Origin of the sequence: Nocardia sp. JCM 34519.1 (assembly GCF_020361265.1) — a bacterium.
In the GTDB taxonomy this organism is placed as follows: domain Bacteria; phylum Actinomycetota; class Actinomycetes; order Mycobacteriales; family Mycobacteriaceae; genus Nocardia; species Nocardia arthritidis_A.
On record NZ_JAIRBR010000001.1, the window covers coordinates 435,812 to 450,913 of the forward strand.

The 15,102-nt window shown below is 66.1% G+C and carries 16 protein-coding genes; 5 read left to right on the forward strand and 11 right to left on the reverse strand.

Going from position 1 to position 15,102, the window contains the following annotated elements:
* Positions 1-3: 3 nt before the first annotated feature.
* Positions 4-885 (reverse strand): helix-turn-helix transcriptional regulator, encoded by an 882-nt coding sequence (locus tag LGY53_RS02095; protein ID WP_225724923.1) that lies wholly within the window; start codon positions 883-885, stop codon positions 4-6.
* 560 nt (positions 886-1,445) lie between these two features.
* On the opposite strand from LGY53_RS02095, the gene LGY53_RS02100 reads away from it, so the two are divergent.
* Together LGY53_RS02100 and LGY53_RS02105 are read left to right on the forward strand one after the other, a co-directional pair.
* Positions 1,446-2,000 carry an isochorismatase family protein gene (locus tag LGY53_RS02100; RefSeq protein WP_225724924.1) on the forward strand — a complete coding sequence of 185 codons (555 nt, stop codon included), beginning with the start codon at positions 1,446-1,448 and terminating at the stop codon, positions 1,998-2,000.
* Positions 2,001-2,132: 132 nt separating this feature from the next.
* Positions 2,133-2,714 (forward strand): hypothetical protein, encoded by a 582-nt coding sequence (locus tag LGY53_RS02105; RefSeq protein WP_225724925.1) that lies wholly within the window; start codon positions 2,133-2,135, stop codon positions 2,712-2,714.
* A gap of 8 nt (positions 2,715-2,722) precedes the next feature.
* Here LGY53_RS02105 and LGY53_RS02110 read toward each other — a convergent pair whose 3' ends face one another.
* Positions 2,723-3,535, reverse strand: a complete 813-nt coding sequence (locus LGY53_RS02110; protein WP_225724926.1) for an oxaloacetate decarboxylase — start codon at positions 3,533-3,535, stop codon at positions 2,723-2,725.
* Positions 3,536-3,611: 76 nt separating this feature from the next.
* Between LGY53_RS02110 and LGY53_RS02115 the strand changes: the two genes are divergently transcribed.
* From LGY53_RS02115 to LGY53_RS02125, 3 genes are all read left to right on the forward strand, one after another.
* Positions 3,612-4,517, forward strand: a complete 906-nt coding sequence (locus tag LGY53_RS02115; RefSeq protein ID WP_225724927.1) for a LysR family transcriptional regulator — start codon at positions 3,612-3,614, stop codon at positions 4,515-4,517.
* 75 nt (positions 4,518-4,592) lie between these two features.
* Positions 4,593-5,399 (forward strand): alpha/beta fold hydrolase, encoded by an 807-nt coding sequence (locus LGY53_RS02120; protein WP_225724928.1) that lies wholly within the window; start codon positions 4,593-4,595, stop codon positions 5,397-5,399.
* Positions 5,400-5,534: 135 nt separating this feature from the next.
* On the forward strand, positions 5,535-6,023 hold the full coding sequence (locus LGY53_RS02125) for a hypothetical protein (RefSeq protein WP_225724929.1): 489 nt from the start codon (positions 5,535-5,537) through the stop codon (positions 6,021-6,023).
* 22 nt (positions 6,024-6,045) lie between these two features.
* Here the strand turns inward: LGY53_RS02125 and LGY53_RS02130 are convergent, their stop codons facing one another.
* From LGY53_RS02130 to LGY53_RS02170, 9 genes are all read right to left on the reverse strand, one after another.
* Positions 6,046-7,308 carry a PQQ-binding-like beta-propeller repeat protein gene (locus LGY53_RS02130; RefSeq protein ID WP_225724930.1) on the reverse strand — a complete coding sequence of 421 codons (1,263 nt, stop codon included), beginning with the start codon at positions 7,306-7,308 and terminating at the stop codon, positions 6,046-6,048.
* A gap of 88 nt (positions 7,309-7,396) precedes the next feature.
* Entirely contained in the window at positions 7,397-7,804 is a 408-nt protein-coding gene (locus tag LGY53_RS02135; RefSeq protein WP_225724931.1) for a ribonuclease domain-containing protein, read from the reverse strand.
* Between the two features lie 81 nt (positions 7,805-7,885).
* Positions 7,886-8,257 (reverse strand): nuclear transport factor 2 family protein, encoded by a 372-nt coding sequence (locus tag LGY53_RS02140; protein ID WP_225724932.1) that lies wholly within the window; start codon positions 8,255-8,257, stop codon positions 7,886-7,888.
* 51 nt (positions 8,258-8,308) lie between these two features.
* Complete coding sequence (gene bluB, locus LGY53_RS02145; protein ID WP_167479738.1) at positions 8,309-8,929, reverse strand: 5,6-dimethylbenzimidazole synthase; 621 nt, start codon at positions 8,927-8,929, stop codon at positions 8,309-8,311.
* 49 nt (positions 8,930-8,978) lie between these two features.
* The gene (locus tag LGY53_RS02150; protein ID WP_225724933.1) at positions 8,979-10,247 is read right to left on the reverse strand and encodes a fatty acid desaturase; all 1,269 of its coding nucleotides are present in this window, start codon (positions 10,245-10,247) and stop codon (positions 8,979-8,981) included.
* Between the two features lie 103 nt (positions 10,248-10,350).
* Complete coding sequence (locus LGY53_RS02155; protein ID WP_225724934.1) at positions 10,351-11,793, reverse strand: fatty acid desaturase; 1,443 nt, start codon at positions 11,791-11,793, stop codon at positions 10,351-10,353.
* 58 nt (positions 11,794-11,851) lie between these two features.
* Complete coding sequence (locus LGY53_RS02160) at positions 11,852-13,009, reverse strand: ferredoxin reductase (protein ID WP_225724935.1); 1,158 nt, start codon at positions 13,007-13,009, stop codon at positions 11,852-11,854.
* A 121-nt stretch (positions 13,010-13,130) separates the two neighbouring features.
* Positions 13,131-13,673 carry a hypothetical protein gene (locus LGY53_RS02165; protein WP_225725659.1) on the reverse strand — a complete coding sequence of 181 codons (543 nt, stop codon included), beginning with the start codon at positions 13,671-13,673 and terminating at the stop codon, positions 13,131-13,133.
* Positions 13,674-13,683: 10 nt separating this feature from the next.
* Entirely contained in the window at positions 13,684-15,096 is a 1,413-nt protein-coding gene (locus LGY53_RS02170; RefSeq protein ID WP_225725660.1) for a wax ester/triacylglycerol synthase family O-acyltransferase, read from the reverse strand.
* Between the last annotated feature and the right edge of the window lie 6 nt (positions 15,097-15,102).

Sequence of the window (15,102 nt, forward strand, 5' to 3'; positions counted from 1 at the left end):
CGGTCATTGCGCGTACTCCATGACAATCCGCGATATCAGATTCTTGGACTCCTCCTCGCCCAAAGCCATGTGCTGGAGCTGTGCCAGGGCACAGCGATATTGCCGAATCTCGTGCTCCTTATCCAGATACAGGCCGCCGGTGTAGCCCTGGATATAGATCAGCGGAGGTTCGGTGAGGTGCACAGTCGGATGTGCCGGAAACTCCATCATGATGAAGGCGCCGGTGATCAGGCCGATGCATGCGCCCATCTTCGACCGAGGTATCACCCGGATCGAGATATTCGGCATCGTCGCGACATCCAGCAGGTGGCGCAGCTGCCCGGACATCACCGCGGGGCCACCGACCATCGTGTGCAGCACCGTTTCCCCGATGAGCGCCCGCAGCTCCAGCCCGCCGGCGCGCCCGGTCAGTCGCCGCAGCCGCCGCCGGTGGATCTCGACTCGGTTTTCGACGAAATCGGTCGGTTGATTGGGATGTTCGATCCAAAGCACCGCCCGCCGGTAGTCGGACGTTTGCAGCAGCTCGGGCATCAGCGCGGGTTCGAATACGGTGAGCCGCTTCGCCCCCTCCTCGAATCCCAGGAAGACATTCGCATGGGCGGACAGCGGATCGCCGAAGCTGTGCCACCATCCGGACTTCTTCAGCTCGGCGACCAGGCCGACGAGCGCATTGGTCTCCGCTTCGCCCGCACCGTACATGGCGCACAGGATGCTCACATACAGCTCTTTGAGTTTCGGCCCCAGCTGACCGGATTCGATCCGCCACAGCGTCTGCTTCGACACCTCGATAGCCTTCGCCGCCGCGGCGGCGGAAACCCCCGCATCCTCGCGCAACTTCTTCAGCTGACGGCCCAGACTGCGCCGTGGAACAGACGATGCTGTCATTACGTAGCCTCACTATCGGTTGTAGTCGATTTTGGAATCGCCGCACGCGGCAAACTGGAAGAGCTACAACAACATTCACGACCGAAAGACAGATAAGTTACAAACCCCGATCCGGGAGTGTAGACCTGAACCAGACATCAACGTACCGAAAACAGCAAACCCCACGAGCCGGAATGCATTGCCGCATCGGCAATTTCGCCATTCTCGAAACAAGAGGTGCTCACCATGTACGACATTCCACCGAACGACCACAGCCGGCTCGACAACATGACCGCGTCGGATGCACACCGAATAATGCAGGAGCATATGAATTGCCCGCTAAACACCTGCGCCCGAAAAATCCAGGCCCGTCGCTTGCTGATCGAAATCGGCAGACTTGTACCCCGGCGATTCAGCTTCTGATAATCAGTCCGGTTTATTTCGGTTAATTAGTTGTGCCGCATGATTTCCGGCCGCGGTGGATGAGTTGTCGCGATGGTTGGGGGCAGGCGGGTTGTGGGTGGCGGGCGGTGGATGCGGCGTCTACCGTTGGCACCGGTATCGGCGCAAGGGAGTGATAGATGAGCATGCTCGAAAACCGGCCACACACCGCGCTTCTGGTGATCGATGTGCAGGATGCCTTCGTCGCGGGGACGTACGAGCGGGATGCGGTGATCTCGCGGATCGGCGACCTGGTCGCGCAGGCGCGGCGAGAAGACGTGCCGGTCATCTGGATTCAGCACTCAAATGACGAGGTCGCGATCGGCAGCGACGGATGGGCCATCGTCGCGGAGCTGAAACCGGCCGACACCGAGCGGCGGATCGAGAAGAAGTACGGCGACTCCTTCGAGGACACCGCGCTGGAGTCGATCCTGGCCGATCTCGGCGTCGGGCGGCTCGTCATATCCGGCGTGCAGACCGACGGCTGCATCCGCTCAACCCTGCACGGCGCGCTCACCAGGGGCTACGACACGATCCTGGTCAGCGACGCGCACACCACCGAAGACCTGACACAGTGGGGCGCGCCGGCACCGGAAAAGGTTATCGCGCACACCAATCTGTACTGGTCTTTCCAGGCGGCGCCGGGGCGGACCGCCGGAGTGGTCGAGACCAAGGATGTCGAGTTCCACTCCTAGACGGCCGGATTCGGCTGGGCGGCATCGAATACCGATGCCGCCCAGTGTCGTTGCCGGGCCGCGGCTTCGAATGGGTTAGAGTTACGCTGGCGCGCCGACGGCTCGGCGCCGGACCCGGGGGGAAGTGAAAACGTGACAACAGCGGCAGCACACGAACGAGTACTCGTCGACACCGTCTTGTTCGGCAATATCGTCGTCGAACGGACCGACACCCGCGTATCGACCCGTCTCGAGTCGGACGACTCGATCGTCGTCACCATCGAACGCAGCGGTCCACGTAAACGCAAACGTGTGCCGATCGGAACGCGCAAAGCCGACCGCTTATCCGCGCGGATCAACGATCGCAAGATCGCACTGTCTCCCGGAAAAGGGATCCTGACATTGCGATCGTATCGAGTCGTCGCCGAAATCGAAGGCCGGTATCTGAGCCTGCGTCCAGTGGACGTGGAGTCCAGCCTTTTCATCGGCGGAAAGCCGAATGAAGCCGAAAAGGAATTCGGCGAACTGACCGCCGGAACGGGCGGCACGATAGATATGGTGTGGGCGGTTCCGCGCACGGTGACCATCCTGAAAAAGAGTGTGGAGATCACCCCGCCGGAACCGACTATCGAGGACCTGCTCATCGGCTACGCCATGGCCGCGGCCTTCGGCACCGGCGGACTCCCGCTGACCGCCGTAGTACTCGGGCTGATGAATGCGTCACAGCCGGTCTGAACAAACGGCTAATCCACGAATACCCGATGCAGCTCGGAAAGCGGCGGTACATCGGCGACGAATCCGAATCGGCCGGCGCGCATCTCCGCGGCCGCGTCCGTGAAGGCGCGCAACGCGATTCGGGAAAGCGCGCCGCCGATGCTGATGCGCCGGACTCCGATTTCGCGTAATTGATCCAGCGTGATCGACGGATCGGCGAAGCCCATCACCACATTCACCGGTTTGCGCACCGAGGAGACCACCGCGCGCATCTGGTCGAGTGTGCGCAGGCCCGGCGCGTACAGCACATCGGCCCCGGCCTCCTCGAAGGCTTGCAGCCGCCGGATGGTGTCATCCAGATCGTCTATGCCGTACAGCAGATTTTCGGCTCTTGCGGTGAATACCAACGGATTCGGCAGCGCGCGAACGGTTTCCACGGCCGCGCGAACCCGGTCGACGGCCAGCGCGAAGTCGTAGATCGGAGTCCGGCTGTCTCCGGTGTAGTCCTCGATGGACGCACCGGCCGCACCCGCATCGGCGGCCAGTTCGATGGAGCGGGCCGCGGCGACGGGGTCGTCGGCGAATCCGTTCTCCAGGTCGACGTTCACCGGAAGCGGTGTGGCCGAGTCCATTTCGCGACAGTTGCGCAGAATCTCGGGCAGCGTCGCACGGGTGCGGCCGAGAACGTTCGCCACGCCGAGGCTGGTGGTGGCCAGCGCCTCGAATCCGAGCGCGGCCAACAGGCGGGCCGTTCCGGCATCCCACGGATTCGGCAGCAGCAGCGGTTCCGGCCGCTCGTGCAGGGCCCGGAAACGCGCGATCTTCGTCGCCTGATCAGTCATACGTTCACTCTGCGCGCCGACTCGTCATCATTCAAATGCATAATCCTTAGCCGTACGCATCAGGAATACTGATGGAATGACGTTCGAGGAGATCGAGGCCTTCCTCTGCATCGCGGAGGCGGGCGGATTCACCGAGGCGTCGCGGCGACTACATCGCTCGCAGCCGGCGATCAGCCGCCGGATCCACGAATTGGAGCGCGGCCTCGATACGAAGCTGTTCGAACGGGTCGGCCGCCGCATGCGACTGACCGATTCCGGACGCGCACTGCTGCCATACGCGGAGGCCGCGCTGGCCGCGCTCCGCGATGGCGAACAGGCCGTGCGGGACCGGGCCGCAACCCTCCCGCTCACCTTGCGGCTGGCCATCGTCGGCACGCTCGCCGATTCGCACATCGGCGACGCGCTGCGCGAATTCACCTCACGCACAGCGGATGTCACGATCGATCTGCGCACGGCGACCAGCCGTGAGGTGAGTGCGCTCGTCCGCGGCGGCACCGCCGATCTCGGCCTGCGCTACCACCCGGACACCGACCCGAAACTGGAATCGATCCCGCTCGGCGCGGAGCGGCTCTACCTGGTGGTACCGGCCGACCATCCGATCACCGCAGACCGGCTGCCGGACCTGCGGCCGCTGCGGGACGCCACCTGGCTCGGCTTCCCCGCCGAGCGCGGCGGCACCGGCTCGTTCCGCGGTCTGCTGGAGGGTCAGCTGGCGGCGGCGGGTATCACCGATCCATCGATAACCACCGTCGACAGCCTGACCGCGCAGAAGCGGTTGATCGAGGCCGGGCTCGGCGTCGCGCTCATGCCGTTGGCCAACATTCGCGAGGAACTGCGGATCGGGAGCCTCCGCGTAATCGACGTCCCGGCGATGAAGGCCGAAATCCCGGTCGTCGCCGTGCGCCGCGCGGGCGGCCACCCCGGCCGTGCCGCAACGGAATTCCTCGCCATCCTGACCGCAGGCGCCCCGAATCCGCACTGAGCCACACCGTTCCGTGCAAGCGGCACGCCGTTCGGTGCAAGCGACACGCAAGAGCCCGGGTGCAGCATGGATTTCATGGGTGAATACGTCATTGCCGGTGGTGTCAACACGTATTACGAGGTGTACGGCGAGGGTGAGCCGCTCGTGCTGCTACACGGCGGCGGCGCGAACGCGCTCAGCTGGTTGGCGCAGATACCGGAACTGGCCAAGCAGTTCCGGGTTTATGTGCCCGAACGGCGCGGCCACGGGCACACCGCCGATGTCGACGGCCCGATCAGCTACCAGATCATGGCCGACGACACCGCGGCCTTCCTCGAAACGCTGGAAATCGGCGCCGCGCACCTCGTCGGCTGGAGCGATGGCGGGATCGTCGCGGTATTGGTCGCCATGCAGCGGCCCGACCTGGTGCGCAAACTGGTCGCGATCGGCGTCTACGTCAACCGGGATGGCGAAACCCCTGGCTGCCGTGAGCTTTTCGAGGAACCCGCCAGCACCAGGATGGGCGAGATCGTCCGCGGCAGTTACACCGACGCCCCGGACGGACCCGACCATTTCCCGGTGATCTACGAGAAGCTGCTGCGGATGTGGCGGGAGGAGCCCAATATCGCCATCTGCGATCTCGCCGCGATCCAGGCGCCGACCCTGCTCATGCAGGGCGACGACGACGGGGTGACGGTCGAGCACAGCCTCGCCATGGCCAGGGCCATACCCGACTCCCAACTCGCCGTCGTCCCCGGCGCATCGCATGGCGTTCCCATGGAGAAGCCCGAGCTGGTGAACCGGATGATCCTCGACTTCCTCGCCGGGAATCAGCCGAGAAAGGTATTCGCCCTGCGTGATTCGCTTCCGGAGTACTTGCGGGAGCCTGCGGCGTCCGCCTGATCGGTCGGGGGCATGGTCCCGGATGTCGACCCCGCGCGGTAGGCTGCGCTCGATGGAGTGGCGAATGATGGTGCGCACGTTCCGGATTCAGCCGACCCGCGCCCCGGAACGGTCGATACCGGAGGTGATCGCACCATGCGCGTTCAGCGGATCGCGCGTTCCGCCGTCGTCGCGACGCTGGCCGCTGCCACCGTCATGACCTGGACAATGGCCGACCGGCGGGTCGACGGCCGGGCCATGCACTGGCGGGTGTGTACCGCGGGCTCGTGCGCGATGGCGGTACAGCTACCCGCATCGCGGCCGCTCGGCGCGCACCCACCGGTGCGTGGTCCGCAGGTACCGGGACGCACCGATCGAGCGCTGCCGCGCTGCGTACCACCGCACCCCGGCCCGCGAACCGGGCAGGCCCGGTCGCGGACGACGCCATCGCCGGTGGCCCGGCGCTGTGCCTTCACCGCCGCGCTCGCCCGATCGAACGCGGCGAGGGCGGCGGATCCGCCACAGCGCACCCGCGCCGACGATGCGGTGCGCATCGAAACCGTTGGCGGACAACACTGCCCGGCCGACCGGATCCCGGACAACCCGGCCAATTCGCTTCCGGCCATCCGCATCTGCCTGCGATGAGATTCTTTGCCCGGCAGGGCAATCACCGCGACCCAATGAACCGCAGCCCGGACATCGTGCCGAGTACGACGGCCGAACCCGATAGCGCCGGGGTGGCGAAATGCGGTAGCGGCCCGGTGCTGTGCTGCTCGATCACCCGCCCGGTCGCCGGATCGAGTGCGTAGAGGGCGCCGGAATGCCAGTCGACGGCCCAGATTCGATTCCTGTCGACAACCGGGGAACCGGTCGCGGGCACCGTGGCGCGCCAGAGCACCGCGGCCGTGCCGTCGGTGCCGATGCGCACCGCCGTAATGCCGTTGGCGCAGGGCAAATAGATCACGTCGGCGGCGACGGCGGCGGCGCCGAAGGCCCGGCAGTTGGTGAATGCCGGTGCGCGAGTGGATATTTCGCCTAGATTGCGGGCATCGAGCACATAACCGTTGCCCGCCTTGCCCGCGATCACGATATGCCCGCCGACCAGGGCCGGATTCATCGAACCGAGATCCTTGTCGGCAGCATTGTCCTGCGCCCAGGTCGCCGGGGCGAAGAAATCGGCCCGGCGCAGGTCCGCCGTCAGCGCGATCACCGAATCCGTTCCGTCATAAGCGGTTCCGGGCCCGGCGTCACCGTTGCCGACCGAGTAGTACAGCCGATCGTTCGCGATGACCGGTGGGCCAGGAGCCCAGATACCGCCACGCCCGCCGGACGACGCGCGATACCAGGTGACGGCGTTATTCGAAACATCCACAACCGCAACGGCTCCGGTGTATTCGCCGCAGTCGCCGAAATTGCCGCCGAATGCGGCGTACACGCGACCGTTCCAGAAGGCGAGCGCCGGGCGTTGCAGATATGCGGCGGGATCACCGAACGGCGGATCGACCGGAACCTGGGCGACCACCGCGCCGGAATCGGCGTCGAGGGTGTAGAGCACATGGTGGGCGTCGGCGGTTTCGGCGACCGCGTACAACCGGTGGGCCACCGCGTCGTAGGTGGGCTGCCCGGTTATCCCCTCCGGATCGATATCGCCACACGGCAGCTTCGACCGCGATATCGGCTCGGTGAGCCGGGCGCGCCAACGCACGGTCGAACCGGTCATGGCGTAGACCGAATTACGTTCTGTCGCAGCGTAAATCGTGTCCCCTGCCACCAGTGGCCGGCCGTAGACGGCCCCGTCGAGGGTGACAGTGTCACCGCCCGAGGGAGGAGGCGTCGTCTTCTCGGTCGGCGAACCGCCACCGCAGGCCGTCGCGAAAACCAGCACGCACGTCAACGCGGCGCCGAGCACACCGTTGCGTCGAGTTCGCATACTTCCAGTGTGCTTTCGGTCCACGACCATCGCGACCACCGGCCGCTCCCACTTCGAAGGCGCGACCCGGTGTCGAGGTGACCGCGCGTCAGCGCATCCGCGTGAAGGTGGCGTAGTGGTCGCCGGTGTACCAGGCCGAACCGTCGCTGCCGGTGACGATGCGCTCCGCATCGCGGTTGTGCCCCGGCAACTTTCGGTTGACATCCCATTCCAGGTAGTGGATCGGGTTGCCCGAGCCGTCCGTCCTCGGCAGCGTGCCCTCCCGGTTCGTCCAGGTGGTGCCGCCGTGCGTGCCCGAACCGTCGTTCGGCGGCCACTCCCCCGCGTCGATCTTCGCCAAGGTGTCCCAAGCGCGCTGCGGCACTGTGGCGTTCACCAGAACGACGGAATCCGCCCGCATCGGCTGCGGCGCGGCCGAAACACCGGCAACCACAGCGAATGCCGCGACGAGCACCGCGAAAACACCTGCGAATAGTCTTGTTCCAACCCCTGTCATGAACCGGCACGCTAACAAACCGAACCGAACAACAGGGTTCATCCGGTTTTCGGATCAATGACGAAATGTTTCCTGCGGAACTCAATTGGTGGGATCCGGCGGAAAGGCCCACTCCTCGAACCAGATACACCGTTCCGATTCGTCGAAGCGCAGAATCCACATGTCCCGCCAGCGAATCGGCGCGGCGCCCCCGTATTCGACCTCCACCCGGACCACCGCGGTCTCATCCTCGACCGCGACGACTTCGGATTCCATGGTGAAATCCTCGTCCGGGCCCTCCCGCTCGTCATCCCAGAATTCGGCGATGGCGGCCAGCCCGAGTATGGGCTCGGCCCACGGGGCGATCAGGTAACCGGCCTCCGGCGCGAACAGGTCCGCGAGCCCGTCGGTCCCCGCCGCGCGCCAGGCTCGTTCATAGCCGTCGACCCATTTCTCGACCGCTTTACGGTCCACGCTGCGTAAGCTACCCGAATTTTCCGCCGTCGCAGGGCGGTACCGCGAAGATCAGCCCCGGAAGGTTTCCCGGTGCACCGCCTCGTCCAACGGCCGCCCGGACCGCCATCCGAAACGCTCCAGATCGGGGACCCGCTGGAATTCGCGCACCGGTCCGGCACAGAGCCAGGCCACCGGCCGGATGCCGTCGGGCAGCCCGACCAGTTCGGACAGGAATCCGGGATCGTAGAACGACACCCAGCCGACGCCGACGCCCTCGGCCGTCGCGGCCAGCCACAGATTCTGGATGGCGAGCACGGCCGAATAGATGCCGGTCTCCGGCACCGTCGCCCGGCCGAGCACCTGCGGGCCGCCGCGCTGATGGTCGTAGGTGACCACGATGCCGGTGCCGCTCTCGACAATGCCCTCGATCTTGATCGGCTCGAAGGTCGCGGCCCGCTCCGGCGGCAGCGCGTCACGGAATTCGATCCGCTTCTCGGCCACATGGTCGGCGAACCTGCGCAGGGTGGCCCGCTCCCGCACCACCACGAAATCCCACGGCTGCGAATTCCCGACGCTCGGCGCCCGGTGCGCGGCGTCGAGAATCCGCCACAGCGTCGCATCGTCGACGACATCCCCGGTGAATTCCGCGCGGACATCGCGCCGCATCCGGATGACGTCGTAGACGTTCAGGTCTTCGGCATACACGAGGCAGAGTCAACCAGCCCCGACCCGGCAGGGCTCACCCGACCGGTTGAAGTTCCCGCGCCTGCCCGCGCCGCCCGAACCGGCGCTTGCCTGCCGCCAGCGCGGTGCGCAGACCCCGCCGCTTGCCGGTCACCGGGTCGACGGTGGGTTCGGTATTGCCGCCGAATTTGCGCTCGGAGGCGGTCTCCGGGGCGTCGTCGGCGGTGTCGCGCAGGTATTTGTTCGGCAGTGCCAGCTTGAGGATGGTGCGCCACGCCTTGAAGTACTGCACCGGCAGCGAACCGGTGGTGTACGGGAGGTCGTATTTGTCGCACAGCTCGCGCACCCGCACCGCGATATCGCGGTACCGATTGCTCGGCAGATCCGGGAACAGGTGGTGTTCGATCTGGTGGCTGAGGTTGCCGGTCATGAAATGGGTGAGCGCGCCGCCGGAGATATTGGCGCTGCCGAGCATCTGCCGCAGATACCACTCGGCGTGGGTCTCCCCGTCGACATCGGCCTTGGTGAACTTCTCCGCACCGTCCGGGAAATGCCCGCAGAAGATGACCGCGTTCGACCAGACGTTGCGGATCATATTCGCGGCCAGGTTCGCGGTGAGCGTCGAGACGAAGGCCGGGCCGGTGAGCAGCGGGAAGACGAGGTAGTCCTTCACGACCTGCTTGCCGACCTTGGTGAGTACCTCCTTGCGCTTGCGCTCGAATTCGGCGCGCGCGGGGGTGCCGGGCTTGTATCGGCCCGCGGCGAGTTTGCCGAGCTCCAAATGCTGGATGGCGACGCCGTATTCGAAGAACAACTGCAGCAGCAGGTTGTAGACCGGGTTGCCGATATTGAACGGCCGCCACTTCTGGTCCCGGGTGACGCGCAGCAGGCCGTAGCCGATGTCGTCGTCCATGCCGAGCACGTTGGTGTACTTGTGATGCAGGTAGTTGTGGGTGTGCTTCCAGTGTTTGGCCGGCCCGGTGTTATCCCATTCCCATGAGCTGGAGTGGATTTCCGGATCGTTCATCCAGTCCCACTGACCGTGCATGACGTTATGCCCGATCTCCATGTTCTCGATGATCTTGGCGGTGCTCAGCAGGGCAACGCCGGCCAGCCAGGCCGGGGGCAGGAAGCTCACGAAAAGTACCGCGCGGCCACTGATTTCGAGCGCGCGCTGCAGCCGAATGACGTTGCGGATGTAGCGGGCATCCTGCTCCCCGCGCGAGGCCTCGATCTCCCGCCGGATCGCATCGAATTCCGCGCCGAGCGCCTCGACGTCGGCCGCGGTGAGATGCGCGTATTCCTTGACATCCGAGATTGCCATGGCGGCTACAGTACCGTAACTTACGGCTCCGTAGGTTGTCAGGATCGCGTCAAGACTGTGGCAAATCTTCCATTGTGGATGTGACCTGAAGATGCTAGAAGCGTCAGGCCATGCGGCGACGGCGGACCCGCAGGATCGCCCGCTCTCGCAACGCCTTTCGTCGCAGCGCGACCTTCTCCTGCCTTGCCCTCTCCTGCAACGCCGACGTCGCCTCGCGCAGCGCGGCCTGCTCCTGGCGCGCCTTCTCCTTCAACGCCGCCTTGGCCTCGCGCAGCACTTCCTTCTCGTGCCGTGCCTTCTCCTCCAGCACCACCTTGGCCTCATACAGCGCCGAACGCAGCCCGCGCCGCTGCCCGGTCTCCGGATCCACCCCCAGCCAATGACTTTCGCTCCACCCGGCGGTGGGCAGGGTGATCCCGGCGAATTTGCGCTCCGACGAGGTTTCCGGCGCATCGTCGGCGGTGCGCTTCAGGAATCGGTCCGGCAGCGCCAGTTTGTGAATGGTGCGGAAGGCGAGCAGATACTGCTTGCCCAGCGAACCGGTGGTGTAGGGCAGATCGTATTTGTCGCACAGTTCGCGCACCCGCGCCGCGATCTCCGGATACCGGTTGCTCGGCAGATCCGGGAACAGGTGATGTTCGATCTGGTAGCAGAGATTGCCGCTCATGAACGCCATCACCGGGCCGGCCTTGAAATTCGCGCTGCCCAGCATCTGCCGCAGATACCACTCGGCCTGCGTCTCACCCTCGAGCTGTTCGATGGTGAACTTCTCGGCGCCGTCCGGGAAATGCCCGCAGAAGATCACCGCGTATGCCCACAGATTCCGCACCAGGTTCGCGGTGGCGTTCGCCTTCAGCGTCGATTTCCACGCGGGCCCGGTGAGCAGCGGATAGAACAGGAAATCCTTGGCCACCTGCCGCACGATTTTGCCGCCGAACTCCTTGTTCGCCGGCGAACCCAATTGGTAGCGCGGGGTTTTGGTGAGCTCCTTCTCGATGCTCCAGTCGTGCAGCGCGATACCCCACTCGAAGGTGGCGGCCAGCAGCAGATTCGCCAACGGCTGCACCAGGTGCAGCGGCTTCCACTCCTCGTCCCTGGTCATCCGCAGGATGCCGAAACCGAGGTCCTCATCCTTGCCGAGCACATTGGTGTAGGTGTGGTGCGAATAGTTGTGCGCGCGCCGCCACTGCGCCGACGGCCCGGTCATATCCCACTCCCAGGTGCTCGAGTGGATTTCCGGATCGTTCATCCAATCCCACTGGCCGTGGCTGACGTTATGCCCGAGCTCCATGTTCTCGATGATCTTGGCCACCGAGAGCAGCGCCGTCCCGGCCAGCCACGCCCATCGGTTGCGGCTGCCGAACAGCACGGCGCGCCCGGCCACCTCGAGACCGCGCTGGGCCGCGATGGTGCGCCGGATGTATTTCGCGTCGCGCTCGCCGCGAGCGAGCTCGATATCGCGCCGGATCGCATCGAGTTCGCGCCCCAGTGCCTCGATGTCGGCCGCCGTGAGATGAGCGAACGCCTGAATATCGGTGATGGCCACCGGGGTCCTTTCCCTACACGAAATTGCTTCGAGCCTACCCGCGCGAAATGTCGCGCCCTCAGACGTCGAGTGTGCAGTCGCCGGCCGCGGCGGAAATACAGGTCTGCACCTTGTCGCCCTCGCGGCGCTCATCACCGTTGCGCAGATCTCGCGTGTAACCGGAACTCAGTGTGACGACACAGGTTTGGCAGATGCCCATGCGGCAGCCGAACGGCATCTGGACACCGACCGACTCACCGGCCTCCAGCAGACTGGTCGCGCCGTCCACCGCCGCGCTGCGACCGGACTTGCCGAATGTCACGGTGCCGCCCTCACCCACCGCCGACCGCTCGATCTCGAAGCGCTCGACATGCAGCCGATCGCTCAGGCCCGCATCACGCCAGTGCCGCTCGATCTCGTCGAGCAGCGCGGCCGGGCCGCAGGCCCAGGTCTCGCGTTCGCGCCAGTCCGGCAGCGCCTCGTCCAAGGAATCCAGTGCGAATTTGCCCCGCTCACCCGTCAGATGCGGACGCAAGGTGAAGCTGGGATGCCGGTCGTGCAGTTCACTCAGTTCCGCGCCGAACATGATGTCCTCGGCGGTGCGAGCGGAATGGATGTGCACCACATCGGGCACCGCGTCGCGGCGATCCATCGCCCGCAACATCGCCATGACCGGGGTGATGCCGCTACCTGCGGTCAGGAACAGCACCTTCGGCGGCGGCGGTGACGGCAGCACGAAACCGCCCTGCGGCGCGGCCAACCGGACGATGGCGCCGGGCCGCACACCGTTGACCAGATGGCTCGACAGGAAACCCTCCGGCATCGCCTTCACCGCGATGGAGATCACCCGCTTGCCGCCATGCCCCGGCTCGTTCCAATTCGGCGGGCAGGTAAGCGAATACGAGCGCCAGTGCCAGCGACCGTCGATCAGGATGCCGATGCCGATGTACTGGCCCGGCTGATATTTGAAGTCGAAACCCCAGCCCGGCTTGATCACCAGCGTCGCCGAATCGGCGGTCTCCTTGCGCACCTCGACGACGCGGCCGCGCAACTCACGCACCGACCACAGCGGGTTCGCCAGATGCAGATAGTCGTCCGGCAGCAGCGGGGTGGTGACCCGCGCGACCGCGCCGCGCAACACGTTCAGCCGACCGCCCCGTTCGGCGACACTCGCGGCCGGGGCCTCCAGCCACTCCCGGACGCTCCGCACGGAAAATCCCCCACGTTTCGAGCTCATCGCTGCCGTTCGTCTCCTGTCTGGACCTGCCGTACCGCAGCAAGGTTACGGCATCGTAGGTTCCGATGGGTGGCGCAACCGGGCCCACCCATCGGCCCTCATCGAATCGCCGCGCGACGGCCTAGAGCAGTTCCAAAAGGAACGGCAGCTCCTGGGCCGCGTACCAGGCCAGTTGGTGGTCCTCGGCGTCGCCGAGCACGAATTCGGCGTCGGTGTCACCGAGATCTGCGGCGTCGATCACATCCACCGCCTTGGCCACCTCCGGCTCGGCCTCGGCCAGATCGACGTGCACCGAGGCGATCTTGCCGTACGGAACCGGGCCGGCCAGCTTCACCACCGCATCGTCCAGATCGGGCCGCAGCCGCGCGCCGCTCACATCGGCCGCGATCACCGCGCGCCGGTACACCGGGCCCGGGCCGCGGTCACCGGCGGGTGCGTCCTCGCCGGATTCGGTGATCCCGTCGCGTTCGGCGGCCAGCAGCCGCAGCGCGGCCCGCGCCGCCTCGCTCATCGCGACCTCGGCCAGTTCCTCGTCATCGCCCGAGGCGTACGCCTCGCGCAGCGCCGGGGTGACCGCGAACGCGGTGCCGCCGATCGCGCGCAGCTCCCGGTCGGCCACCAGCTCGCGCAGCATCGGCACCGTCGCGGGGATGTAGACCCGCATCGTGTTCTGATCAGAGACAGGCACCGAGCATCTCCTCCATGGACTCGTGCACCGACGCGGCGAGCACGCCGATGTCGGCCATCGCGTCGCGATCGGCATTGAGCCCGTAGCAGACCCGTCCGTCATAGGACGTGATCCCGATGCTCGATGCCTGGTTGCGCAGCAGCGGCGACACCGGATACATCTCCAGCATCCGCGCGCCGCCGATATACATCGGCCGCTGCGGACCCGGCGCGTTGGTGATCACCAGATTGAACGTGTGTTCTGCGAACGTACTCGCCGCCCGCACGCTCATCGCATGCAGGCTGGCCGGGGCGAAGCCGGCCATGTGCACCAGGGTGCGCGCCCGCACCCCGCGCCGATGTTTGCTGTTGGCCGCGGTGGCGTGCGAGATATGCGAAAGCCGCATCACCGGATTCGGTTCGCCCACCGGCAGATCGATCAGGAACGAGGACACCTCGCTGGCCGGATTCAGTTGCGCGGCGCCAGGGCTGTCCACATAGACCGACATCGGCACCACCGTCCGCACGGTCGACGATTCGATCAGCGCCTCGCCGCGCGAGAGCAGCCAGTTACGCAGCGCACCCGTGACGACGGCCAGGATGACGTCGTTGATCGAGCAGTCGAAACGCTTGCGCAGCTTGCGGTAGTCCTCCAGATCGGTGCGCACCACGGCGAAGCGGCGATTGCGCGAGGTCCGGATGTTGAGCGGGCTGTCCTGGGTGCCGGTCGCGGCGGCGCGCACCGCGCCGACCACCGAATGCACCGCCTTACCCGTCGAACCGATCATCCCGAGCACGCCGGACCGCGCCTCGCGCACCACCTCCAGCGCCTCACCCGGCTGGGCCGCCAGATGCGCGAGCGCGCCGATCAGCAGTTCGGATTCGGAGGGTTCGCGCGGCGCGTGCCACGCGTCGTCGGCGACCCCGCGCGGCGACGGGCCGGTATCGAGGATGACGTGGCCGATTTCGAGCGCGGTATCCCCGTCGACCAGCGCCGAATGCGTTTTGGTGAAGATCGCGCTGCGCCCGTCGGTGAGGCCCTCGATCAGGTACATCTCCCACAGCGGCCGGGTCTGGTCCAGCGGCCGCGAAGCCAGCCTGGCCACCAGGTCGAGCAGTTGCTCATCGGTGCCGGGACCGGGCAGCGCGGAGCGCCGGACGTGATAGGTGATATCGAATCCGCTGTCCTCCACCCACACCGGCCGCCCGAGCGCGAACGGGATCTCGCGCACCTTGCGCCGATATCGCGGCACCAGCGACAACCGCTCGTCGACCAGATCGACGAGCCGGTCGTAGTCCAGCGCGACCTCATCCGCGCCGCCGGAATTCCGGACGATCGCGAGTGAGCCGATGTGAATCGGATTGCTACTCGACTCGAGCCGATAGAACGACGCGTCCTGCGGCGTCAACCTCGTGATCACGCTGCC

Excerpts from the sequence above, each read along its gene's own strand:
- LGY53_RS02150 (WP_225724933.1), bottom strand. The coding sequence starts at position 10,247 with ATGGCAATCTCGGATGTCAAGGAATACGCGCATCTCACCGCGGCCGAC.
- LGY53_RS02130 (WP_225724930.1), bottom strand. The coding sequence starts at position 7,308 with ATGCGAACTCGACGCAACGGTGTGCTCGGCGCCGCGTTGACGTGCGTG.
- LGY53_RS02110 (WP_225724926.1), bottom strand. The coding sequence starts at position 3,535 with ATGACTGATCAGGCGACGAAGATCGCGCGTTTCCGGGCCCTGCACGAG.
- LGY53_RS02120 (WP_225724928.1), top strand. The coding sequence starts at position 4,593 with ATGGGTGAATACGTCATTGCCGGTGGTGTCAACACGTATTACGAGGTG.
- LGY53_RS02125 (WP_225724929.1), top strand. The coding sequence starts at position 5,535 with ATGCGCGTTCAGCGGATCGCGCGTTCCGCCGTCGTCGCGACGCTGGCC.
- LGY53_RS02100 (WP_225724924.1), top strand. The coding sequence starts at position 1,446 with ATGAGCATGCTCGAAAACCGGCCACACACCGCGCTTCTGGTGATCGAT.
- LGY53_RS02095 (WP_225724923.1), bottom strand. The coding sequence starts at position 885 with ATGACAGCATCGTCTGTTCCACGGCGCAGTCTGGGCCGTCAGCTGAAG.
- LGY53_RS02135 (WP_225724931.1), bottom strand. The coding sequence starts at position 7,804 with ATGACAGGGGTTGGAACAAGACTATTCGCAGGTGTTTTCGCGGTGCTC.
- LGY53_RS02160 (WP_225724935.1), bottom strand. The coding sequence starts at position 13,009 with ATGAGCTCGAAACGTGGGGGATTTTCCGTGCGGAGCGTCCGGGAGTGG.
- LGY53_RS02115 (WP_225724927.1), top strand. The coding sequence starts at position 3,612 with ATGACGTTCGAGGAGATCGAGGCCTTCCTCTGCATCGCGGAGGCGGGC.
- LGY53_RS02165 (WP_225725659.1), bottom strand. The coding sequence starts at position 13,673 with ATGCGGGTCTACATCCCCGCGACGGTGCCGATGCTGCGCGAGCTGGTG.